The organism is Buttiauxella noackiae ATCC 51607, assembly GCF_001654865.1.
In the GTDB taxonomy this organism is placed as follows: domain Bacteria; phylum Pseudomonadota; class Gammaproteobacteria; order Enterobacterales; family Enterobacteriaceae; genus Buttiauxella; species Buttiauxella noackiae.
The window spans coordinates 47970-70163 of the sequence record NZ_LXEO01000017.1 but is presented as its reverse complement, the minus strand read 5'-3'; the positions used below and the strand labels follow the sequence as shown (position 1 = coordinate 70163).

Sequence of the window (22194 nt, the reverse complement as noted above, 5' to 3'; positions counted from 1 at the left end):
TTGATGTTATAACATAACAATATCGACATTCAATATCTTTGCACATCAAACCGCAGTGGCAGGTCAGTACTTATGCTTAATGATATTTGCCAGACGTATAAATGACGGGAGCATATCGCTATCTTTGATACTGGCAAATCCAACTAATAACCCTTTGGATTTGTGTTGATTAAAGTAATAGCGGGACAACGGCCTGACTAAAATACCCTCTGCATTCGCCTGTTTTACAATCTGCATATCATCTGCGTCAGGCGGGAGTTGAATAATCAGATGCAGTCCGGCATTGCTGTTGAAATAGCCCAGATACTCTTCACCTAAATGCTGCTTAATGAGCTCAACCAGTTGGTTGCGACGTTTGCTATATAGCTGGCGCATTTTGCGAATATGCGCGGCGTAATATCCTTCTTTGATAAATTCAGCAAGGGCTGCCTGAATGACCTGATGGCCGCTACGGTATAGCTCGTTATGCACCTTTTTCAGCGGGGCGGCTAAGGGTTTGGGCAACACCACATAACCCAGTCGTAGCGCGGGATAGAGAGTTTTACTGAAGGTGCCGATATAAATAACCGGGCTGTCTTCTTCAAGGCCCTGTAGAGAAGGAATGGGCTGGCCTGAAAAACGAAACTCGCTGTCATAATCGTCTTCTACAATCCAGCTGTGGAACTCCCGTGCCTGGGAAAGTAATAACTGGCGGCGCGGTAAACTCATTACTGAGCCCAGTGGATATTGATGTGATGGGGTGACGAAAATCAATTTCGGCTTTTCAACCGGAGATGTTTGCGGAACCAGCCCCTGGTCATCGACGTCAAGTGCTGAAATACTCACGGCGTTCATGCGTAAGATATTTTTAATTCCCCAATAACCGGGTTCTTCAATCCATGCATGGTCACCAGGGTTACACAACGTGCGGGTGACTAAATCCAGTGCCTGATGAATACCTTCGGTTATCAATATTTGATCGGTTGAGCATTTTACACCGCGCGCGGTACGCAGATAATCTGATAGCGCCGCCTTTAAATCTTCCAGTCCTCCTACCGCGTCATAAGTCAGAAACTCGGGATTCAAACGCCTGGAAATACGGTCATAAATCTTCTTAAAAGTCCGGTGCGGGAAGCTGTTTACATCGGGTACGCCAGGAATAAAATCCCCCCATTGCGCAGGGCTGGCACTGGCGTTCTCAAGTATTTCAAGGCCGCGAACAGACAGGCTGGAGCGATCTTCAGGCTGGGCGGTTTGGGTTGTTCTTGCAACTTGCGTATTGAGGTTATCAAGCACGCTTTCGGTGACAAAAGTGCCGCTGCTGGTGCGCGTCGAGATATATCCTTCAGCCTGCAACTGCTCATAGACCCGTAAAACCGTATTACGCGACAACACCAGCTCGCTGGCCAAATCCCGCGAAGGAGGCATTCGCGTGGCTGGACGTAGACTCCCCTCAAGAATGCAATTACATATCGCAACATAAAGTTTCTTATGAAGTTTCTCGGCAGGTGTCTGGCTAAATGCCTGCTTAATCACATCTACGGCAAGTGAACGCATTTGGATCCTAATAATAAAACGATTTGGCACTCGATTCAGGTACCAGATACTGTCTAAATGGATCTCGTAATTCAACCTGTAAATCTATTTTGTGTGCGAGGGATAAAAAAATGAGTAATAACGAACTCCATCAACGTCGTCTGGCTGCTACTCCGCGTGGGGTAGGTGTAATGTGTAATTTCTTTGCCCAGACGGCAGAAAATAGCACCATCACGGATGTAGAAGGTAAGCAATATATCGATTTTGCAGCAGGCATCGCCGTGTTAAACACCGGCCATCGCCACCCACGCCTGGTGCAAGCCATTGAGCAGCAACTCCATTCCTTTACGCATACCGCTTTTCAGATTGTCCCTTACGAAAGTTATGTGTCACTGGCGGAAAAAATTAACAAAGTGGCGCCGATTTTTGGGCCAAAGAAAACGACATTTTTCACCACCGGCGCTGAAGCTGTTGAGAACGCGGTGAAAATCGCCCGTGCCCATACTGGCCGCCCTGGCGTGATTGCCTTTAGCGGTGGATTCCATGGTCGTACGTACATGACAATGGCGTTAACCGGCAAAGTGGCTCCCTATAAAATTGGTTTCGGGCCATTCCCAGGCTCCATTTACCATGTGCCGTACCCGTCAGAGCTAAACGGTACTTCGACTGATGATGCGGTGAAAGCCATTGAGCGCCTATTTAAGTCTGATATTGAAGCGACCCAGGTTGCCGCGATTATCTTTGAACCAGTTCAGGGCGAGGGCGGATTTAATGTAGCGCCTCCTGAATTTGTGGCTGCTATTCGCAAGATTTGTAATACCCATGGCATCGTGATGATTGCTGATGAAGTGCAAAGCGGGTTTGCCCGTACGGGTAAAATGTTTGCCATGGATCATTACGAGCATCAACCTGACCTTATGACTATGGCGAAAAGTCTGGCAGGCGGCATGCCACTATCAGGTGTGGTGGGAAGAGCGGAAATCATGGATGCGCCAGCACCTGGCGGCCTGGGCGGTACTTACGCAGGTAACCCGCTCGCGATTGCTTCGGCTCATGCGGTGCTGGATGTGATTGCGGAAGAAAAGCTGTGCCAACGCGCACAAACATTAGGTGAACGTCTGACGAAAACGTTGCTTGATATTAAAGAAAGTTGTCCGGCATTAGCTGAAATTCGCGGGTTGGGTTCGATGATTGCCGCAGAGTTTTATGACCCGGCAACGGGTGAACCTTCCGCTGCTATTGCCCAGCAGATTCAAAAACGAGCTTTAGAGCAGGGATTACTGCTACTGACCTGCGGCCAAAATGGCAACGTGATTCGTTTCCTCTACCCGCTTACTATTCCGGATGCTCAGTTTGACCAGGCATTAAATATTATTAAGAACGCGACGCAATTGTGAGACTACAGATGATTGAATTAAATAATGCAGACTTGCTGCTAACAACTTGTCCGCTTGATGGAGAGTGGAGTCATGCACTGTCTGGTAAAACAGCTCCAGTTTTGAATGCTGCGACAGGTGAGAAGATCGCTGAGGTTCCTTTTATGGCGCAGGCAGAAACTCAGCAGGCAATTACTGCGGCTGAAGTCGCGCAAAAAGAGTGGAAAAAACAGACTGCGGCAAGTCGGGCCAAAATCCTGCACAGCTGGGTGAGCCTGATTCACGAAAATAGCGAAGATCTCGCCCGATTGATAACCCTCGAAGGTGGCAAACCGCTTGCTGAGGCGCGAGGTGAAATTAACTATGCTGCTTCGTTTATTACCTGGTTTGCTGAAGAGGCCAAAAGAGTGGATGGCGTCTTGTTACAGCCTACCAGCGCCGACCAGCGTTTTATCGTCTCCAAACAGCCAATTGGCGTTTGTGCAGCCATTACGCCATGGAACTTCCCGGCGGCGATGATTACCCGCAAAGTAGCACCGGCATTAGCCGCGGGTTGTGCCATTATCGTCAAACCGGCCGAGCAAACACCATTAACCGCACTGGCATTGGCAAAACTGGCTGAAACGGCGGGACTTCCAACGGGGTTGTTGCAGGTCATCACTGGTGATGCAAAAGAGATTGGTGGCGAGCTTTGCCGCAATGCTACGGTTCGTAAACTCAGCTTCACGGGTTCAACCGAGACTGGACGCTTATTGATGGCGCAATGTGCGCCAACGATTAAGAAACTGTCACTGGAACTGGGGGGTAACGCACCGGTTATCATTTTCGATGATGCTGATATCGATCTCGCGGTTAAAGGTATTATGGCGTCCAAATTCCGCAATAGCGGCCAGACCTGCGTTTGCGCTAACCGTATCTACGTACAAAGCGGTATTTATCAGGCGCTGAGCGTTGAGTTGGTCAAAGCAGTTGAGGCGCTGAAAGTCGGTAACGGCATGGATGATGGGGTCACTCAAGGGCCGCTGATTAACGCTAAAGCGATAGAGAAGGTTGAGCTTCACATTAGCGATGCTTTGGATAAAGGGGCCACGTTGTTAACAGGTGGGCAAAAACATGCGTCAGGTGGGAATTTCTTCTCGCCAACGGTCGTGGCAAATGTCACGCAAGAAATGCGCTTTGCCAGAGAAGAGACATTCGGCCCGGTTGCGCCGCTATTTAAATTTGAAACTGATGAAGAAGCTGTGAATTACGCCAATGACACGGAATTTGGCCTCGCAGCTTATATCTTCACCCGTGATGCGAAGCGCCAGTGGCAAATTCCGGAAGCACTGGAATATGGCATGGTAGGCGTCAATACCGGGCTGATTTCCAATGAAGTTGCGCCATTTGGCGGGATTAAACAATCGGGCCTTGGCCGCGAGGGTTCCCGCTTCGGAATTGATGAATACTTAGAGATGAAATACGTCTGCGTGAAACTCTAAACCCTTCAAACTTCGCGCCGCAGCCTTGCTGCAACACGAATTATTTCGCACATCAGGTCGGATTAGCGCAAGCGACATCCGACTTTTCCTCTGATCTTTTCACTCCAGATTGACCCAAAAAACTGCCCATCTGCGAATGTTGCAATCACGCTCACGATCTTAACAATTATGTGACATTAAGCGTATACATATAACATATTATGTTTTATAAAATACGAACACTGCCTGCCCTTATGCCACATAAAGAGAAAAGATATGGAACAGACGACAGACAAAGAAAATCTGCAACATCAGCCAGTTAAAGGCGAGCAATTCAACCGCTCGATAGGGCTGATGTCTAACTTCGCACTGGGATTTACCTACCTATCACCGTTGACAGCGGTTTACTCGCTGTTTGCGCTGGCGGTAACGCTTGCCGGGCCACCGGCAATCTGGTGGATTCTTATCGTGGCTTGCGGCCAGCTGCTGGTGGCACTGGTATTCGGTGAAGTGGCATCTCAATACCCCATTACCGGCGGGTTATACCCATGGGCAAGAAGGTTATGGGGGAAAAAATATGCATGGATTGCAGCATGGATTTACCTGTGGGCTTTAGTCGTCACCATTACCTCTATCGCTGAATACACCTCCACCTTTGTTGCGTCGTTATTTCACTACGCAACCAGCGCAGGCAACATGATGCTCACATCAGTCGTGCTGCTGTTGATAATGATGGGCGTGAATATGTCCGGGACGAAAAATTTAGCCCGTGTCGCCAAAATTGGTTTCTGGTGTGAAATTGTCAGCGTCATTGCGTTAGGTATCTATCTGTTAATATTCCACCGTTCACAGCCATTCTCTGTGGTATTCGACTCGATGGGTGTTTTGGCATCCGATGGTAATTACACCACTGCGTTTATGTCTGCATCACTGATGGGTTTGTTTATGTTCTTTGGCTTTGAAGCCTGCGGTAACGTAGCTGAAGAGGTTAAAAATCCAGGTAAGAAGATTCCAGTCGCCATGATTCTGAGTATTGTCTTCGGTGCAATTTCCGCGGTGATTTCGATTCTGGGTTATCTGCTGTCTTCCCCGGACTTGATTAATATTGTTAACGGTAAAATCGCTGACCCAATCCCAACGATTCTGAACCAGGCGCTGGGTGAGACAGGTGCAACCATCTTTATTGTGGTCGCTATTATCGCCATGCTCTCTTGTATTCTGTCACTGCAGGCTGCTTTGAGCCGTCTGATATTCTCCTTCTCCCGCGATAAGATGCTGCCGGGTAGCGAGTGGATGTCCAAAATCTCTAAACATAGCGTGCCGGATAACGCCATGATTGTGAGTTGTTTATTACCAGTGATTATCTGTGTCTGGGTCTATTTCCAGCCGGATAGTCTGGCGCGTATCACGGCCTTCGCGGTTATTGGAATCTATATTTCATTCCAGATGGTCGTACTGGCAGCGCTGCGCCAACGCCTGAAAGGCTGGAAGCCAGCAGGTGAGTGGACTGTGGGTTCATGGGGGTTAATCGTAAACGTACTGGCATTAGCCTATGGCCTGTGTGGTATTTGGTTGCTGGCACAACCGGCCGCAGGCGAAAGCTTTGTTGACCGTTGGACGGTATTAGTCGGACTGGCAATTGTCATTGTTTCAGGCCTGCTTTACATGTTTATCACTAAGCCGTTTGGCCGTTCGAACGCACCAGAAAACGATGCGATTGAATATGCGCGAAAACTAAACACTGAGCAGAGTTGATATTTAATTTTTGTAGGGTGGATTAATGCTAATCCACCCTACATTTATTTAGCCTGATACAAATTAAAGTAATCGTTCTCAAAAACAATCTTCGCCACACCGGTATCGAGCAAATCACCCACCCGGAAGCGAGGATGCGATGAAAAGACAATTCGGCTGTCTTTATTGGTAAGAATAACTTTATTATCGGCAGCGAAAGGTAATAACTCATCCTCAACACGACTGACCAATAAATCTATTGCAGCCACCCCTAAGAATTGCTTATTAAAATAAACCGGTACGGCACTGGTGATGGTGTAAGAAGTATTACAGATATAGTCGACGTAGGGACCATGAATAAACGCGTTGCCGACAGCGGGAGCTTGCTTAAACCATTCAAAGGTTCTGAAATCCAGACGCTGTTGCGTGGCCTGGTCCAAATCAAGATTCACCTGCTTTACACCATCCGCTTTCTTATACCACCACTCAAGTAGCCAAAACTCTTTATTACTTCCTGAGCCTTCGATATGGCTGGCAAAGCCTGCGCCAGAGCAGTAAATATTACTGTTTAAGGTCGCTTTAATGTGATCCTGAATGGTTTTTCTGACGGAGGGCTCAAGCAAATGCTCCAGATTAACATCCTCAATTTCTGCCAGCGAAGTTTCAATATTGCGGGCAAGCAAACCGGTAGATTCGATGGTGGAGTTAATGATGCTATCAATTTTTTTGGTAAGGGCATGGAGTGTTGTTGTTAATAGCATATTTATGCCTATTTTTATAGTTTGTCAGTTTGCACTGTATTTCAATTTATTTTCTATCAGATAGAAAGTAAACGTATCGATTAGCTTTTTGGCGATGTTAACTGACTCGGATTCATTGTGTGAAGACAGCGTGTTAATTAACGTGGTGTATAGCTCAACAATCTCACGGTGGATATTTTCTGAACGGAACAAAATAGCCACCAGTGACGACCATTCGGACTGCAAAATTAGCTCCTGGTTAGCGAGGCGCGCTGACTGAGAACAGGCGGCTATGGCTAACAAACAACGCATATCAGCCTGAGTGCGTGCTTCAGGTGATGTTGCCAAATTGAGCACTTCAACAAATTCACGCAGGCGAGTGATATCTGCGTTCGTCATACGACGTGATGCCAGACGTGTGCTGTGGCTAATAATAGCGCAATGCATTTCACCTAAATCCGACAAATAATCGGTACTCAGGGTCTTAAATGGATTAAGGGTATTACTGAATTCCCAGACCTGCTCACAAACAAAACTGCCGCCATTACGCCCACGCACGGTGTGAATTAAGTTGTTGGCGCGCAGCGTATTTAGTGCTTCACGAATGGTGATGTGTGAAACCCCCATCATTTTAGCGAGGTCGGCTTCGTTCGGTAATTGCTCATTTGCCTCAAGCAACCCGGTAATAATGGCATTCGAGAGACGCTGAACTATCTGATCGGAACGGCTGGCCTGGCCTATTGGCGCGAATATCACCGCATGAGTAATCATAATTTTCCCTGGTGAGATAATCCTTTAAATAATCCACAGAACATAGCATATAACCCCTTGTTAATGAAGGAAGGCTTAAGTGTTCATGCTGGTTCACTTCAACGGGTGTCGCCTGGTTGAACCCATCCATAGCGCTTGATACTTGCTGCGCAATTGCACATTAAAATATCACGTCGAAATGGGATGTATATCATATTGTTAGTAAAATGTTATTGAACTCGCGCCACATAAAACATATTACATAATATAGTTTATGTTTTAACGAGCGGAGAGCGTGATGAACATCCTGAAGCATTTTATCAATGGGCAATATGTCGCAGGTTCAGAGGATAACCTCTTTGAACTGGTAAGCCCGGTCAACGGAGAGACCTACGCGCTGTCGCCAAGTGCTGGCCGTAGCGAAGTAGAACAGGCTTATAGCGCCGCGAAAAGCGCGTTTGCCGTCTGGAAACATTCCACCCCGTCCCAAAGACAGCTGGCACTGTTAAAACTGGCCGACGCGATTGAACACAATGTGGACCGACTCGCGCAAGCGCAAAGCCAGGAAACAGGGCAGTTACGCCACTTTATTGAAAAGGAAGAGATCGCCGCATCCTGCGATGCGCTGCGTTTCTTTGCGGGTGCGGCGCGATGTCTTGAAGGCAAAGCCTCATACGAATATACCCCCGGTTTAACTTCAACGATTCGCCGTGAGCCGTTAGGGATTGTCGGCCAGGTCACGCCGTGGAACTACCCGTTTATGATGGCGGTGTGGAAAATTGCTCCGGCGTTGGCTGCGGGGAACACCGTGGTGCTTAAACCTAGCGATACAACGCCTATCAGTACCTTAATTCTGGCGGAACTTGCTGCCCCCATTTTCCCACAGGGCGCGTTTAACGTGCTGCTTGGCAAAGCAGAAACCGGCTCTCTGGTGGTATCGAGCCCTGAGGCATCGTTGGTGTCCATTACCGGCTCGGTTCGTGCAGGTTTACAGGTAGCGGCATCGGCTGCGGCTAACCTCACCAAAGCTCACCTCGAACTTGGTGGCAAAGCACCGGTTATCGTTTTTGCTGATGCCGACATTAATAAAGCGGTAGATATCATCACCACCGCAGGCTTCTTCAACGCAGGCCAGGATTGCACATCGGCGACGCGTATTTTGATTGAAGATTCCATTTATGAATCATTCCTCGAGAAGCTGGTAAGCAAAACTCGCGAAATCAAATTCGGTGTGCCTGAAGATGAGAATGCCTTGTACGGCGCACTTAACAGTCGCAATCAGTTAGAGCAGGTTAAAGGCTTTATTAGCCGATTACCGGCGCACGCCAAAATCGAAACCGGCGGTAAGCCTGGCGCAGGCCCTGGTTTTTATTTTGAACCGACGATTATTTCCGGGCTTGAACAACGCGATGAGGCGATTCAGCACGAAGTCTTTGGCCCGGTGATGACCGTGCAGAAATTCTCCTCAGAAGAAGAGGCGTTAGATAAGGCCAACGATGTGGAATATGGCCTGGCATCCAGCATCTGGACCAGCAATCACGGCCGCGCGCAACGGTTCAGTATGCGTCTTGATTTTGGCACGGTGTGGATTAACAACCATATCCCTCTGTGCGCTGAAATGCCTCACGGCGGTTTCAAGAAGTCCGGTTACGGGAAGGACTTGTCATCCTATTCGCTCGATGAGTACACCCGTGTGAAACACATCATGTGCGATACCTCTGATTCTTAATATTAAGGTGATGAAATGAAAGCAATAAAAATTGCCGTGCTCTCCTTTGCTCTATTCTCAAATCTGGCGTTGGCGGATGTCTCTCCGTTAACGGTGGTTAAAGATTATATGTCCGCATGGAACGCCCATGACTCGGCAAAAGCTGCACAATATTTAGCCTCAGACGTGGTTTATTACGATGCAGCAAATGGCACGCCGGTTAACGGGAAGGCAAATGCAGAAAAAGACGTGATAGGCGCTTTTATTAAAGCCGTGCCGGACCTGACATGGAAAATGACCAGTAAGCCAGTCTATGACCACGACACCATCGCCTTCCGCTGGGAGTTTAGCGGCAAAAATAGCGGTGAGTGGGGTGGCAGTCCGGCAACGAACAACCCGATTAAATTTGAAGGCGTCAGTTACATCACCGTCAATAACGGGAAAATTACATGGCAAGGCGATTATTACGACTCTAAGAAATTGGATGAAGAACTAAAACCACAGGCTAAATAAGTAAGGTCTTTTATGTCCATAACCAGACGTGATTTTCTCAACGGAGTTGCCATCACTATTGCTGCAGGGTTAACACCTCTTGACCTTGCCAAAGCTGCCGGTAATGCCCGCGCGGTTATCGGGGAGGATTACTATCCACCACAACTTACCGGGTTACGCGGTAACCATCCCGGCTCATTCGAGATGGCGCACGCAATTGGCCGTGACCATGAAAAATTCAGTACTGACCACCTTCCGATTGAAGAAGAGTACGATCTGGTTATTGTCGGCGGCGGGTTAAGTGGCCTTGCGGCAGCCAGTTTCTGGCACGACCTGATGGGTAAAGAGAGCAAAGTGCTGGTGCTTGATAACCATGATGATTTTGGCGGCCACGCAAAGCGCAATGAGTTTAACGCCGGCGGCAAAAAAATTATTGGCTACGGTGGTAGCGAAGCCTTTCAGTCGCCAACGCGTAACTTTAGTCCGGTGGTAAATGGCCTGATGTCTACGGTTGGCGTCAGTGTTGCGCGCATGAAGCAGAGTTTTGAGGTCAATTTTTACCCGGACTTAAATCTGAGCCGTGGGGTTTTCTTCGATAAAAAGAACTTCGGTGAGACGAAAATTGTCAGCGGTGATCCTGGGCGCGCAGTAGCCGATGATATTCCGCCAGACAGACTCAATGGCCGCAGTCTTGAGGCATTTATCAATGATTTCCCGTTAAGTGAGAGCGACCGCAAAGCGATTCTGGATTTGTACGTCAATCCGCAGGATTACCTGAAAGGGATGTCGGTAGACGAGAAAACCGAATGGATGGACACCCACAGCTACCGGGATTTCCTGGTGGAAAAAGTGGGTCTGAGCAAAATGGCCATCATGTATTTCCAACAACGCACCAATGACTTCTTTGCTATCGGCATCGAAGGCGTGAGTTGTGGTGACGCGCGGACCTGCGCATTGCCGGGAATGGACAAGATGGGCTTGCCTCCGCTTGATGAAGAGTCCCTTGCCGATCTGGAAGAGCCGTATGTCTATCATTTACCTGATGGCAATGCGGGTCTTGCGCGTTTGATAGTCAGGCACCTGGTGCCCGAAGCGCTACCTGGCAACACAATGGAAGACTCCATCACCTCCAGGCTGAATTATCAAAAACTTGATCACAAAGACAACAGCACCCGCATTCGCCTGAGCAGCATTGTGATTAATGCGGCCAATACCGATGATGGCGTGGTTGTGACCTACGTTAACGATGGCAAAGCACATCGCGTCAAAGGGCGTAAGGCCATCATGGCGGGCTACAACATGATGATCCCCTATCTGGTGCCTGAAACCCCGGAAGAGCAAAAGGCTGACTTGCGCCTGAACGTCAAAGCACCGCTGGTATACACCAATGTGGTGGTCAAGAACTGGCATGCATTTACTAAACTCGGTATCCACGAATTCTATTCACCTGCGGCCCCATATAGCCGCGTGAAGCTCGACTATCCGGTGAGCATGGGAAGTTATCACCACCCGCAAAATCCGGATGAACCTATGTGCCTGCACATGGTTTATGTGCCCACATACCCGGGCAGCAAAATGAGTGCCCGCGAACAGTTCCGTCAGGGGCGAGCTTATTTGCTCGGCACCACTTTTGATGCACATGAAAAGATGATCCGCGAACAGCTTCAGGAAATGCTTGGGCAAACCGGGTTTGACCATGAACGGGATATCACTGCGATCACCGTGAACCGCTGGGCTCACGGTTACGCTTATTACGCCAGCGCGTTGTTCGATGACATGGATAAAATGCCGGAAATTATTGAACGGGCGCGTAAGCCTATCGGGCGAATCGCGATTGCTAACTCTGATTCAGACTGGGACGCCTATGCGCATACTGCGATTGACCAGGCGTGGCGCGCGGTCAATGAACTCAAGGCGATGGGATGAGCTGACATGAAACAGACTTTATTAGCTATCGGATGCATTTTATATACTGGTCATGCAGCGGCCATCTCCGCAGGTGAATACATGGCAAAGGTTTCAGACTGTGCGGCTTGCCATACCGCTGAAGGTGGCAAACCGATGGCGGGAGGGAAAGCATTTGCCACGCCGCTTGGGAATATTTACGCCACCAACATTACGCCAGATAAAACTTCCGGCATTGGTCAGTACTCTTATGAAGATTTTGAGAAGGCCGTAAGGCAGGGTATTGCGAAAGATGGCCATCCACTCTATCCCGCAATGCCTTATCCGTCGTATGCCAGAATGTCCGATAAGGATATTCACGATCTCTATGACTATTTCATGAAAGAGGTTCCCGCCGCTGATGTGAAAAATAAAGAGAATGATATTCCCTGGTTACTCTCAGCCAGATGGCCGCTGCATATCTGGAATTGGCTATATGTTGAGGATGCTCATCCCGATAATAGAGCGCTAAAAACTACGGCGCAGGATAAAGAATTACTGGCCCGTGGTGCTTATTTGGTTGAAGGTCCAGGCCATTGTGGTGCCTGTCATACGCCAAGAGGCGTATCAATGCAGGAAAAAGCCTATGATGGAAACAGCGATATTTATCTTAGTGGTGCAACGATTGATGGCTGGTATGCACCATCATTACGAAATATCTCGATGTCATCTGAGGAATTAAAAGATCTCCTGCAGATGGGAAGAAGCCAGCATGGGGCAATATCAGGGCCAATGAGTGAAGTCGTTACGCAAAGTACGCAATATCTTACCGATGGTGATTTAGACGCGATTTCATTTTATTTGCTGAGCTTCAATCACAAAAACTCAACGCCGGTTGCTAAAGATGGTTCAATCAGTTATTCACCGACGGATGGGAAAACACTGTACTCGATGTATTGCTCGACCTGCCATGGTGATGACGGTAAAGGGAAAGATTTTACCGTACCTTCTTTAGTCAATAACTCCATAGTCATGGCGAAAGATCCTGCATCACTGATCTCGGTTATTTATCAAGGTGCGCAAACACCGCAAACCAAGGGTAATATTTCCTTCAGAATGCCAGCATATAAAGATTCAATGTCGGCTGATGAAATAACTAATGTGGTTAATTATGTGAGAGGGAATTGGGGGGATGGTGCGCCACCAATGAGTAAGGATGATGTTACGAAATATAAAAAAGCACAGGAATAATTATTTATTGCCAGAGTGGATAAACTGTTCGCTTATCCACTCTGGCAACCAGAACATTATAGCAACCAAATATTAACGAATTACCTTCCTGCCCTTAACCAATAGCAGGGAAGATATTGACATCTACATCAGTTAAAGTTTTATTTATGGATAATTCTTTAATATCACTGGCTTGTGTGTCATCTTTGGCGTGCATAAGGTTGTGTGGCTCACCATCGATGATGGCAGGGTTCAAGGTATTGGGTGTATAGGCTATAGATTGGCATTTTTTATGAAAAAGTATTTATCGCTGTTTTTTATTATCTGCGCATTGCCAGCATTTTGCATTCATGCCGATGATAGTCTTACGAATATAAAAAAGAATCATCAAATAACATTAAGCTATTCTTATAATGATTTCCCTTTTTCATATGCAGACAATGGCCAACCAATTGGCATGGCGATTGATATATGCCGTGATGTTGTAGACCAGTTAGAAAAAGAGTTAAACATTCCTCATATTAAGATCAATTGGGTTGGGGAAAAGCAGAGTGTAACTTTACAAAAAGTAAAGCAGCATACTGTTGATATGACATGTTCAGCCATTACCCGCACGGATGCCCGCCTTAAAATTTATAATTTCTCTGTTCCCTATTTTATTACCTCTACTGCATTGCTTTCTAAGAAAAGTGAATCTGTTCAGGACGTAAGCCAGTTGCGTGGTAAAACCATTGTGGCTATTTCTGGTGATTCCGCCATTGAACGAATTAATAAACTGAATCGTAAACTGGATTATTCGCTTCTGATGGTGACACAGCCAGATCTGGCATCGGCGTTAGAACTCCTTAAGTCTAAAACCGTTAAGATGTTAGCTACCGATGAGGTTTTACTCGCCGCGTTTAAAGCCAGTGATCCTGAAGGTTACGAAATCAGTCATGTTGATATGGATGATATGGATGTTTATGGCTTAATGATGGCTAAAGACTCTGTTCAGTTAACGAGTCTGGTTAATAAATCATTAGGCGAAATCATCAACAGTGGTAAATACATAGAGCTGTATAACAAATGGTTTATGTCTCCGGTCCCGCCATTACAGCAAAATTTGCATATGCCGATGAGTAAAGTATTACAGCACTATGTGAAAGCAAGCGCGCCAGGCGCGACTTACCGCGCGTTGTCACCTGAGAAGCTGTAGTGTTCGCAGCCTAAATATTAAGTTGTGAGAAACAAAAAATAACCTGCAGAAAGAGTGAGCCAGGGGCCAAAGGCTACTGGCTGGTTTAGCTTTTGGCGTTTTACTACATGCATAATAACCGCCGCCAATAAGCCACTAATAGCCGCAATCATGACTAATTGTGGCAAAACTTCCCATCCTAACCAGGCACCAATAGCCGCCAATAATTTAGCATCGCCACCGCCAAGTGCGGCTTTCCCGGTCAATTTCGCAAAAATGACTGACAACAAGGCAAACGCCAGATAACCGCAGATAGCACCCGCCACGGCATCCTGTAGCGAGACAAAACAATCATTAAAATTGACCAGTAAACCACACCAGATTAAGGGTAGGGTCAGGACATCGGGTAATAACATCGTCCGCGTGTCAATAATGGCAAGTGTTAATAATACGGAGATAAAAAACAAACTCGCCGCAAGCTGTAATCCTGGCGGCCATAGCACGCCTGCAAAGATAAATAACGCCGCGCAGGTTAATTCGACCAGCGGGTAGCGCACGGAAATGGGTTGCTGGCAGCAACGGCTTTTCCCGCGCAACAGGCACCAACTCACGACCGGAAACAAATCACGGCGCAATATCGGATGCTGGCAACAACAACACGCTGAAAGTGGCCAGCACAAATTATAGGTCGGCCGGGAAGGGGCAGGGATATTGAGGGTAAGCAAGGCCTCATCCTGCCATTGGTCGGTGAGCATTTTCGGTAAACGCCAGGTCACGACATTTAAAAAACTACCAATCAGCAACCCCAGAACACCCAACATTGCACTCCAGGCCATGGGGTAGAAAGAAGCCAACTCAAGTAACATCATCACATTCACCAGTCCGACAGTGCCGTTACGCGGAACGTTTGCCCTTCAAACGAGAAAATACTGTCATCAGGTTCAATTTTCATCAGTTTTACTCCCGCACCTACAGCGGCTCCTTCGTGGTAATCGTTGCCGTTAAGATTGATAACGCTTTTACCTGTTTCACTGGAATACACGTGGGCGTTGTATTTGATGGAGGGCATTCGCCGCCGCGCATCTTCGGATAACTGCTCAAGGCCTGGATAGGTATCGTCATTCGCCATTTTTTCATCCGACACGGCGCTGCCCGGTTCTTCAACCTCTGATGATTCTTCCTCTGGAATTGCTTCCGATTCTTCCTCTGGTTCCGCAGGCACAGGTTGTGTCTTAAACGCCAGCGTGTTGCTGACAATACGCCAGGGGAGTGGGGCCTGGTGAGGGACTTCAACTCTTTTGACAGTGGGCAGATTATGCAGGCTGTACCAGCCGTAGCAGGCCGCAGCCCCTGAGAATGCCGCAAAGGTTAGCCCTGAACACCAGGTTAAAATCAGAAACCCTTTGGCTGACAACCTCGAGTGTGGTTTGAGAGTGAGTGACAGGTTCATGGTTTCTCCTGCTCTGTTGTGTTGTTTGCCGTCTGGTCACGGGCAGGAATGGTGCCGTCAAGGGTGGGAATATCCATGCCTGGCTGGTTGCTCAGACGCAATAGTGTTTGCTCTCCTGCAATCCCATCAGCAGGGAGGTGCTGCAATTTTTGATATGCGAGGATCCCCGCCTGAATTTTTGCACTCTTTTCACTCACCGGCGTTTTCAATGCTGTCGTAAGTCTTTGGGCTACCCACTCTATATCTTCTGCCGGGCTATGATTGGTCACATGAGTCGCGCCGCTGGCAGGCATTTGCCAGATTAACGTGGCATCTTTTTGAAAGCGCTGATTAAGCCAGTCCGTTGAAACCTCCCATTCCTGGTTGGCGAAAAGAAGTGATGCCTTGCTACCGTTAATGTGGCCGAGCACCGCAAACCAGTGGCCGTAAGTCTTATCTTTAAGATGCACGACGGCGGGATAATTCAGGGAAACTAACTCACTTAACTCGCCAAAAGTGCGAAAACAGCGCAGCCCTGCGGGGGATATTATCTCGCATGGCGATAGCTCATCCGCACTGTCATAACCCCATGTTGCGCTCAACAACGAAAATGCAGCGCTCTGATTACGGGCCTTATTCACAGACGCTGCAAACGACGCCTGAACCTTTGGGTCCGGGGCAATACTCACCGGAATGTTAACAGTGCGTACTTCCGGTTGCGGCAACCATCCCCACTGTTTCCAGACAAACCCACCAACAACAAACGCAAACATGCAGCCTGCGATAAGGCTGATAATTCCGGGCATTCCACCAATATCTACCCGCCCTGTGACCTTGTGAGCAGCCTGCACGGCATGCGAGGAGGTTATGCGCCAGCGTCTTTCCAGCGCGGCATCCACTAACATTTGTTCACAAAGCCGATTGATAATGCGTGGAATCCCTTTACTGATACGGGTAATGACACTGATGGCACCGCGCGAAAAGATAGGGTGCAAACAGCCCGCTTTTTGCAGGCGAAACCGCACTGCCGCATCCACATCTTCTGTTGACAGCGGTGTGAGGAAATAGCGTGCTGTCACACGCTGCTTTACCTGAACCAGGCGCGAACCGTTAAGGTTATCTTCGAGTTCCGGTTGGCCAATAAGTACAATCGACAGCAATTTTTTGTCGTCAGTTTCAATATTGGTCAATGCGCCTAGTGCTTCAAGCTGGGCCTCGCTGAGATGCTGTGCTTCATCAATGAGCAGTACCGCTTGCTTTCGGCCCCAGTGGTTATGACGTAAAAAGGTCTCCAGATCGGTTTCATCGGGCAAATGAAACGCACGGCAAATTTGCGTCGTGAGGGCGGTAGGGGAATTTAACGGCGCAATCAAATATGCCGTTTCGGTTTCCACGCCCGCATGCAGACAGATATGGCGGGTCAGGGTGGTTTTCCCGGTGCCGGGTGAACCCACAAGAGTCATAAAACCGCCTGATGCAACGGTGCGATGCAGCAGACTCAACGCTTCCCGATGCGCCGGGCCAAGATAGAGATAATCGGGATCGGGTGAAAGCGTAAAGGGTGCCGCATTCAGCGCGAAAAAATCCTGGTACATGGTTCATGTTCCTTTTACGGGCGCTTACCAACGCCCTGATGTTTCGAATGTATAACGGCCCTGTGATTCATGGCCGGCACTTTGCGCCAGTAGCATCAATAATGCGGGGGGGAAAGTCGCGCCGGGCGTGACCTCTCCTTGCAAACGATACTGTTGTTCTCCCTGTAACCTGAGCTGCCCTTTGCTATGGAGTTGTTCGGATGTTTGCGTGATATCGGCAAGCCATTGCTGGTTCACACACTTGATGCGCAGATGGGTATCGCCGGTATTCACCGTCGCGGCGATATCCACCAGGTTCCCATTGCTCCAGCGCACATCGGCCAGCGCCTCAATACAGTTGCGAGGGGTAAAACGAAGCTGGGTCAGATGAGCGCTGACCTCACCACCAAGTTTGGCTGAAAGGCTCATGGCATTGCCCAAAACCGCCGCCGGAAAACGCAGCGTAGCCTCCTGGATACTCCATTCGCCGTTCCAGCCAATAATCCCGCGTCCGTTAACTATGCGAGGATCGGCCAGTGCAATATCTGCCGCGATCTTTCCCTCGAGCAATGCTGTGCTACGCCAGTTCCAGCTAATCGGGCCAACTTGTTGCTTGCCCAACGCTAAGGTTTGCACCTGGCCTTGCCAGAGGGTGCCGCTGACACCCTGTAATGAGACTCCTGATGACAAAGGCAACCAGTCGATAACAAATCGGGCGGGTATCATCAACAGCAGTCCCAGCAGATAACCCAGCACCAATGGCAGCAGCAGATATTGTCTTTTCATGAGTGGCTACGCCCGGATAGCACTAAACGTTCCACTTGCACATTACCCTGGCCTTTATCGGTCAGCTCAACCTGCTGCGCGACAATGCCATACTGGACTTCAAGGGTTTGTAGCCAGTTTGCCAGTGAGGCAAAAGGCAGTGGCGTGGCGTATTTGATCTCCAGCTCGTTGTCGTTTTGCGCCACGGGAGTGGCAGGCAGATGAGCCTGGGTACTGGTGCGAGTTATGACATCGGCCATATTAGTGACTGGCTGTGAAATCGCCGGTTTTTGTCCAATCTCACTTTGCATTTGGGCCAGTTGTGCCTTCATTTGCTCAAGACGTGGCATTGCCGGTTGATGCTCTTTTTGGCGTGTTGGCTTACGGTTGAGATAGACCGTAACCATGCCAGCTCTGGTGTGCTCCTCACCGATGCGTAGTGAGAAACCAGCTGGAATTCGTTGTTCTATAGCCTGTAATGCAATGGCTGATGTGCCGGAGAGTTGTGCCTGCAACTCCTTTTCTGCGGCATTAAATTGTAATGTTTGCACGCGAACAGTAGAGGGAAGCACGCTATCAAGTGTTCGGGCAAAAGGCAGGAATTGGCTGTTTCGCCCCTCCATCTTCTTTTTAAATGCAAACCACGGGTCACTCACCGGTTTACTACCGGGGAAGGCCTGGCGGTAGACAGCTGCCATCTGCTCCTGAATCTGTGATTGCTGGTGGTTCAGGCTAAGGCTCTCGACCCCGCGGACTGCAAGTATCAAAACCAGGCTTGCGGCCAGCAAAAATACCGGCGTTCGCCATACGCCGAAGCTGCCGGTTTTTTTCTTCTGTGGGCAATATGTGCCTTGCAACAGGGTGACGGGCGGAAGATGGACCGCGCGCAGCGGCAGGGCCTGGGTTGAAGTTTGCCACCCGGAAACTTGCGTTGGGGGTAAACAGGCTATCAATTCCTCTTCAAGCACCATGCCTTGCCAGCGCGATTCACGAATCAGATGCTGTTCATTGAGTGGCCAGCGACACCCGCCTACAGTTTGCGGCAGCGCCAAAACATCAGGCAGCATCCGGTTGGCTTGCAAGCCAGCTTCATCCAGCCAACGCAGCCACTCCTGCATTAAGGTGTGTTCCACCGCAGCCAGATGGACTGATGGTGATTCGTGGGCAAGTACTGCCACATGCAATCGGGACGGTTCTTCAACCACCTCATCTTCGAGTAGAAAAGGCAGCGCGTTGCGCGTTTTGCTCGTCAGTCTCCCCGGCAAATTCACGGAACGCAGCACCAAATCGCAGGCTGGCACCAACGCCACCACCTGATTGCCAATGGTGTATTCCTGCAAGCTTGCGAGCGCTGCGGCATCGGTTACTTCGCCGGAAAACAACAACCGATCGTCTGCGGAGAATAGCCACCAGAACATGGGTTGATGTGCATGGCTTGCGAGGCGGATTAATAACGTTTCACTCATGGCCACACTCCTATTTCACGGCTGCGAACGCTAACCTTGCGGTCGCTTGTGCGATAAAAATGGCTGATCATTCGGCTGTGCTGTTGTGGGTTTTCGATGGTGAGTGACGAGACAAAATAGTCACTGTTTACCGTGAGTGAACGGGAGATTTCAGGCCCGGCAATTCGCTCATCGCTACCAGGAATAAGGGCTAAAAATTCATCGACACTTGTCCAGCCCTCCACCGGGCGACGCTTAATCAGCTCGCGGGCTGATTGCACGGACAGGATATTCAGAAACAGAGCTGACAACAGCGGGGCCTGTGGCTCCTCAAGCGTGTTGATATTCACCGCAAGAGAGCGTTCAGGAAGTGCGCAAACTAATGGAGTGAGCATTTGATATAACTCGCCATTTATACCTTTAACGGCACGTAATTCACTCAGGTGTCTCATTGGTTGGTTAGCGGGCAAATAGGGCGGATTAAGCGCCATGTAGTCATGGTCTTCTGCCCCTGATAGCTGCGGGTCACTGTTGGCATCCAACCAGTCTTCTACAGTGGCTGCGAGCTGCCGGGCGCGCAGGTTGTCTACCTCAAGACTCTGTAGTAGTGAGACAAATACGTGTTCGCGATACTGGGCCATGTTGTCCGGGTTATTCTCGTCATGGTTTTGCAGGCTGTTGAGATTAAAGCAGGCTTGCTCATCACGGATCTCAGCACGCAGCGCAACCTCGTTAATCGGCCAGACCTCTTGCTGTGTCGCCCAATACTGCGCGCGGGAGGTTTTTTGTGGGCTATCTAACATGTCCTGATAGAGCACTCGGGCAACGAATGCTTCACCTCCCAGAAGATACTCATGCATCTGTAATTGGCTCAGTAGCGTATGGCTGCGCTGCCACATCTGCCGGTAACGAACCGTCATTTGCGAAGCCAGCAGAGCCATAACAGAAAGCAAAAGTAGGACGACGAGCAAAGCCATACCTCTTTGATATTTCATCGGCCATTCTCACTTGCGGCCAGTAGAAAGCGCCGCGTAACGACCCCGTAATCGGGCAAGTCCAGCGTGACTTCCACCGCTTGTGGCAGTTCGCGTGTCGCCGTCCATTGTGTTAACCAGCGGCCATCGCGGTAATAACGCAGTCGAAATTGTCGCACCGATTTCAGCACCACCGTTTGATTAGGCTCGGTGCCCGGTAGGTTATCCGGGTAACGCCATGTCACTCTTACAAGCTGCGCATCCTGTAAACGCCAGCCCAATTTTTGCAGTTCGCTGCGGCGCAAACGGGCATCGGGGTTAAACCAACCGCTACGGGTAAACATCACACCATCACCTTTACTTTGCAGTAGGCCATCGGCTGCGCTAAACATTGTGCTCCCCGGCGCTCCCGCCTCACGCACGGTACGTGGGAAGCTCTGAGTAAAGTCATTTTCCAATTGCTGCATGGCAAAACTGAGCTCGGTCAGGCGCGAGATTTTCGCCTGGGTCACGGCGTTGTTACGTAATACTCCCTGGAACACCGCCTGAGCCGTGAGGCTTAGCAGGGCGAAAATCACCAATGCGACCAGCACTTCCAGTAGCGTAAAACCACGCTGATTGCCGTTCATGGCTGCCGGAAAAAATAGCTGCGCAATTGAATGCGCGGATCGTCGTTCGGTTTGCTTCGCACCTGGATTTCAACGGCGCGTAACAATGGATCTCGTGTTGTCTCACCCAGACGTTGCCAATACCAGTTACGCCCGGCGAACTGCTCTTTGCCAGAAACCTTTTCCAGTGCTGGCCACCCCCCCGCGAGGCGCAGATCGACCATCTGATTTTCTGCCACCCAACTGCCAAACACGCTCTCTTCCATCGATTGCAGCGCCATCATCTGGCTACTGAGGCTGTTCATTAATGCAAGACTGGCACCGGCAAAAATGACCATTGCCACCATCACTTCCAGTAGCGTCATTCCATGTTGCTTCATGGTGTGGTGTCCGTAGCATCGACCAGCTGCACTTCACCCGCTTCGCTGACAATTAATGTCGCAATGGCTTTTTTTTGCGCGAAGGCGCGCAGTTCAAAAGGGGTGACTTCACCGCCGGGAAACAACAGCAGCTGGGGCTTATCGTCTCGTTCATCTACTGGTGATTCATCAAGCAGTAGATCCTGTTGTGTCAGTTGCAATGTGATAGTTTCGCCATCAGGTTGCTGCATCGTTGATATAGCCCGCCAGCCGCGAGAACGGCTGGAGTCCTGCACCATAAACTGATAGCCGTGAGCCTTGATGCTCAGGCCCAATAACGACCCCTGAGCCATGGCTTCCATGCGTTGTGCAGGAATGGCATCGGCAAGCCGGGCCAGCATTTCACACCCCTGCTTTTGAGGGGAGTTTGCCGGTAACGCCATCACAACCAGACTTGATGCCGTAGCGATGATTGCCACTACCAGCATCATTTCGATAAGCGTAAATCCCCGGTTGCTCGTAGCCAGGGTCATTAGCTTTTGGCTCCGTTCATATCCCAGTTGCCAATATCGTCATCATTACCCGCTTGCCCATCAGGGCCTGCGGAAAAGATATCAACCGAGCCATGCTCGCCGGGGCTGATCAGCTGATAAGCGTTTTGCCATGGATCTTCCGGAAGGCGTTTGATGTAGCCATTCTGTTTGTAATTTTTCGGTACGGGCGCGGCTTCTGGTTTGTTGAGTAGCGCATCTAAACCTTGCTCGGTGGTGGGGTAACGCCCATTGTCGAGGGTGTACATATCCAGCGCATTTTCGAGTGCCACAATATCGGTGACCGCTTTTTGTCGGTCGGCCTGATTTTTATTCCCCATCAGATTCGGCACCACAATGCTGGCAAGAATGCCGAGGATGACGATCACCACCATAATTTCCAGCAAGGTAAAACCTTGCTGCTGAGGCTTATGCATAACGACTCCT

The 22194-nt window shown here is 49.4% G+C and carries 21 protein-coding genes; 8 read left to right on the top strand and 13 right to left on the bottom strand.

Features of this window, described 5'->3' with window-relative positions:
- Positions 1–63: 63 nt before the first annotated feature.
- A complete protein-coding gene (gene pdxR / locus M979_RS07835) occupies positions 64–1536 on the bottom strand; it encodes a MocR-like pyridoxine biosynthesis transcription factor PdxR (protein WP_064554362.1) in 1473 nt (490 codons plus the stop codon).
- Between the two features lie 110 nt (positions 1537–1646).
- On the opposite strand from pdxR, the gene puuE reads away from it, so the two are divergent.
- From puuE to M979_RS07820, 3 genes are all read left to right on the top strand, one after another.
- Positions 1647–2912 carry a 4-aminobutyrate transaminase gene (puuE, locus tag M979_RS07830; RefSeq protein WP_064554361.1) on the top strand — a complete coding sequence of 422 codons (1266 nt, stop codon included), beginning with the start codon at positions 1647–1649 and terminating at the stop codon, positions 2910–2912.
- Between the two features lie 11 nt (positions 2913–2923).
- On the top strand, positions 2924–4372 hold the full coding sequence (locus M979_RS07825; RefSeq protein WP_064554649.1) for an NAD-dependent succinate-semialdehyde dehydrogenase: 1449 nt from the start codon (positions 2924–2926) through the stop codon (positions 4370–4372).
- A 255-nt stretch (positions 4373–4627) separates the two neighbouring features.
- Entirely contained in the window at positions 4628–6106 is a 1479-nt protein-coding gene (locus tag M979_RS07820; protein WP_064554360.1) for an APC family permease, read from the top strand.
- 44 nt (positions 6107–6150) lie between these two features.
- On the opposite strand, the gene M979_RS07815 is transcribed toward M979_RS07820, so the two are convergent.
- Positions 6151–6846, bottom strand: coding sequence for a cache domain-containing protein (locus M979_RS07815; RefSeq protein WP_064554359.1), 696 nt, complete (start codon positions 6844–6846; stop codon positions 6151–6153).
- Positions 6847–6870: 24 nt separating this feature from the next.
- The gene (locus tag M979_RS07810; RefSeq protein WP_034455292.1) at positions 6871–7596 is read right to left on the bottom strand and encodes a FadR/GntR family transcriptional regulator; all 726 of its coding nucleotides are present in this window, start codon (positions 7594–7596) and stop codon (positions 6871–6873) included.
- Between the two features lie 277 nt (positions 7597–7873).
- On the opposite strand from M979_RS07810, the gene M979_RS07805 reads away from it, so the two are divergent.
- The 5 genes from M979_RS07805 to M979_RS07785 all read left to right on the top strand — a co-directional run bounded on the left by M979_RS07805 (position 7874) and on the right by M979_RS07785 (position 14084).
- Entirely contained in the window at positions 7874–9304 is a 1431-nt protein-coding gene (locus M979_RS07805; protein WP_064554358.1) for a gamma-aminobutyraldehyde dehydrogenase, read from the top strand.
- A gap of 15 nt (positions 9305–9319) precedes the next feature.
- Positions 9320–9796, top strand: a complete 477-nt coding sequence (locus tag M979_RS07800) for an ester cyclase (RefSeq protein WP_064554357.1) — start codon at positions 9320–9322, stop codon at positions 9794–9796.
- Between the two features lie 12 nt (positions 9797–9808).
- On the top strand, positions 9809–11701 hold the full coding sequence (locus M979_RS07795; protein WP_064554356.1) for an NAD(P)/FAD-dependent oxidoreductase: 1893 nt from the start codon (positions 9809–9811) through the stop codon (positions 11699–11701).
- Between the two features lie 6 nt (positions 11702–11707).
- Positions 11708–12910, top strand: a complete 1203-nt coding sequence (locus M979_RS07790) for a cytochrome c (protein WP_064554355.1) — start codon at positions 11708–11710, stop codon at positions 12908–12910.
- Between the two features lie 271 nt (positions 12911–13181).
- Positions 13182–14084, top strand: coding sequence for a transporter substrate-binding domain-containing protein (locus tag M979_RS07785; RefSeq protein WP_064554354.1), 903 nt, complete (start codon positions 13182–13184; stop codon positions 14082–14084).
- Between the two features lie 17 nt (positions 14085–14101).
- On the opposite strand, the gene M979_RS07780 is transcribed toward M979_RS07785, so the two are convergent.
- The 10 genes from M979_RS07780 to gspG are packed head-to-tail and all read right to left on the bottom strand — an operon-like array spanning position 14102 to position 22184.
- Complete coding sequence (locus M979_RS07780; RefSeq protein WP_064554353.1) at positions 14102–14932, bottom strand: prepilin peptidase; 831 nt, start codon at positions 14930–14932, stop codon at positions 14102–14104.
- 5 nt (positions 14933–14937) lie between these two features.
- Positions 14938–15513 carry a general secretion pathway protein GspB gene (locus M979_RS07775; RefSeq protein WP_064554352.1) on the bottom strand — a complete coding sequence of 192 codons (576 nt, stop codon included), beginning with the start codon at positions 15511–15513 and terminating at the stop codon, positions 14938–14940.
- Complete coding sequence (locus M979_RS07770) at positions 15510–17087, bottom strand: ExeA family protein (RefSeq protein WP_064554351.1); 1578 nt, start codon at positions 17085–17087, stop codon at positions 15510–15512. Before M979_RS07770 ends, M979_RS07775 begins: the two co-directional genes overlap by 4 nt.
- A 24-nt stretch (positions 17088–17111) precedes the next feature.
- A complete protein-coding gene (locus M979_RS07765; protein ID WP_064554350.1) occupies positions 17112–17852 on the bottom strand; it encodes a type II secretion system protein N in 741 nt (246 codons plus the stop codon).
- Positions 17849–19297 carry a type II secretion system protein GspL gene (gene gspL / locus M979_RS07760; protein WP_064554349.1) on the bottom strand — a complete coding sequence of 483 codons (1449 nt, stop codon included), beginning with the start codon at positions 19295–19297 and terminating at the stop codon, positions 17849–17851. The genes M979_RS07765 and gspL overlap by 4 nt, the downstream gene beginning before the upstream one ends.
- Positions 19294–20271: a type II secretion system minor pseudopilin GspK gene (gspK, locus tag M979_RS07755; RefSeq protein ID WP_083963901.1), complete on the bottom strand. Its 978-nt coding sequence runs from the start codon at positions 20269–20271 to the stop codon at positions 19294–19296. The genes gspL and gspK overlap by 4 nt, the downstream gene beginning before the upstream one ends.
- The gene (gene gspJ / locus M979_RS07750; protein WP_064554348.1) at positions 20268–20879 is read right to left on the bottom strand and encodes a type II secretion system minor pseudopilin GspJ; all 612 of its coding nucleotides are present in this window, start codon (positions 20877–20879) and stop codon (positions 20268–20270) included. The genes gspK and gspJ overlap by 4 nt, the downstream gene beginning before the upstream one ends.
- Positions 20876–21238, bottom strand: a complete 363-nt coding sequence (gspI, locus tag M979_RS07745; protein WP_034455313.1) for a type II secretion system minor pseudopilin GspI — start codon at positions 21236–21238, stop codon at positions 20876–20878. The genes gspJ and gspI overlap by 4 nt, the downstream gene beginning before the upstream one ends.
- Positions 21235–21750, bottom strand: coding sequence for a type II secretion system minor pseudopilin GspH (gene gspH, locus M979_RS07740; protein ID WP_064554347.1), 516 nt, complete (start codon positions 21748–21750; stop codon positions 21235–21237). The genes gspI and gspH overlap by 4 nt, the downstream gene beginning before the upstream one ends.
- Positions 21750–22184 (bottom strand): type II secretion system major pseudopilin GspG, encoded by a 435-nt coding sequence (gene gspG, locus M979_RS07735; protein ID WP_064554346.1) that lies wholly within the window; start codon positions 22182–22184, stop codon positions 21750–21752. Before gspG ends, gspH begins: the two co-directional genes overlap by 1 nt.
- Between the last annotated feature and the right edge of the window lie 10 nt (positions 22185–22194).

Bases quoted from the DNA above. Each gene is read 5' to 3' on its own strand.
- pdxR (WP_064554362.1), bottom strand. From the start codon at position 1,536: ATGCGTTCACTTGCCGTAGATGTGATTAAGCAGGCATTTAGCCAGACA.
- puuE (WP_064554361.1), top strand. From the start codon at position 1,647: ATGAGTAATAACGAACTCCATCAACGTCGTCTGGCTGCTACTCCGCGT.
- M979_RS07820 (WP_064554360.1), top strand. From the start codon at position 4,628: ATGGAACAGACGACAGACAAAGAAAATCTGCAACATCAGCCAGTTAAA.
- M979_RS07815 (WP_064554359.1), bottom strand. From the start codon at position 6,846: ATGCTATTAACAACAACACTCCATGCCCTTACCAAAAAAATTGATAGC.
- M979_RS07810 (WP_034455292.1), bottom strand. From the start codon at position 7,596: ATGATTACTCATGCGGTGATATTCGCGCCAATAGGCCAGGCCAGCCGT.
- M979_RS07805 (WP_064554358.1), top strand. From the start codon at position 7,874: ATGAACATCCTGAAGCATTTTATCAATGGGCAATATGTCGCAGGTTCA.
- M979_RS07800 (WP_064554357.1), top strand. From the start codon at position 9,320: ATGAAAGCAATAAAAATTGCCGTGCTCTCCTTTGCTCTATTCTCAAAT.
- M979_RS07795 (WP_064554356.1), top strand. From the start codon at position 9,809: ATGTCCATAACCAGACGTGATTTTCTCAACGGAGTTGCCATCACTATT.
- M979_RS07790 (WP_064554355.1), top strand. From the start codon at position 11,708: ATGAAACAGACTTTATTAGCTATCGGATGCATTTTATATACTGGTCAT.
- M979_RS07785 (WP_064554354.1), top strand. From the start codon at position 13,182: ATGAAAAAGTATTTATCGCTGTTTTTTATTATCTGCGCATTGCCAGCA.
- M979_RS07780 (WP_064554353.1), bottom strand. From the start codon at position 14,932: ATGATGTTACTTGAGTTGGCTTCTTTCTACCCCATGGCCTGGAGTGCA.
- M979_RS07775 (WP_064554352.1), bottom strand. From the start codon at position 15,513: ATGAACCTGTCACTCACTCTCAAACCACACTCGAGGTTGTCAGCCAAA.
- M979_RS07770 (WP_064554351.1), bottom strand. From the start codon at position 17,087: ATGTACCAGGATTTTTTCGCGCTGAATGCGGCACCCTTTACGCTTTCA.
- M979_RS07765 (WP_064554350.1), bottom strand. From the start codon at position 17,852: ATGAAAAGACAATATCTGCTGCTGCCATTGGTGCTGGGTTATCTGCTG.
- gspL (WP_064554349.1), bottom strand. From the start codon at position 19,297: ATGAGTGAAACGTTATTAATCCGCCTCGCAAGCCATGCACATCAACCC.
- gspK (WP_083963901.1), bottom strand. From the start codon at position 20,271: ATGAAATATCAAAGAGGTATGGCTTTGCTCGTCGTCCTACTTTTGCTT.
- gspJ (WP_064554348.1), bottom strand. From the start codon at position 20,879: ATGAACGGCAATCAGCGTGGTTTTACGCTACTGGAAGTGCTGGTCGCA.
- gspI (WP_034455313.1), bottom strand. From the start codon at position 21,238: ATGAAGCAACATGGAATGACGCTACTGGAAGTGATGGTGGCAATGGTC.
- gspH (WP_064554347.1), bottom strand. From the start codon at position 21,750: ATGACCCTGGCTACGAGCAACCGGGGATTTACGCTTATCGAAATGATG.
- gspG (WP_064554346.1), bottom strand. From the start codon at position 22,184: ATGCATAAGCCTCAGCAGCAAGGTTTTACCTTGCTGGAAATTATGGTG.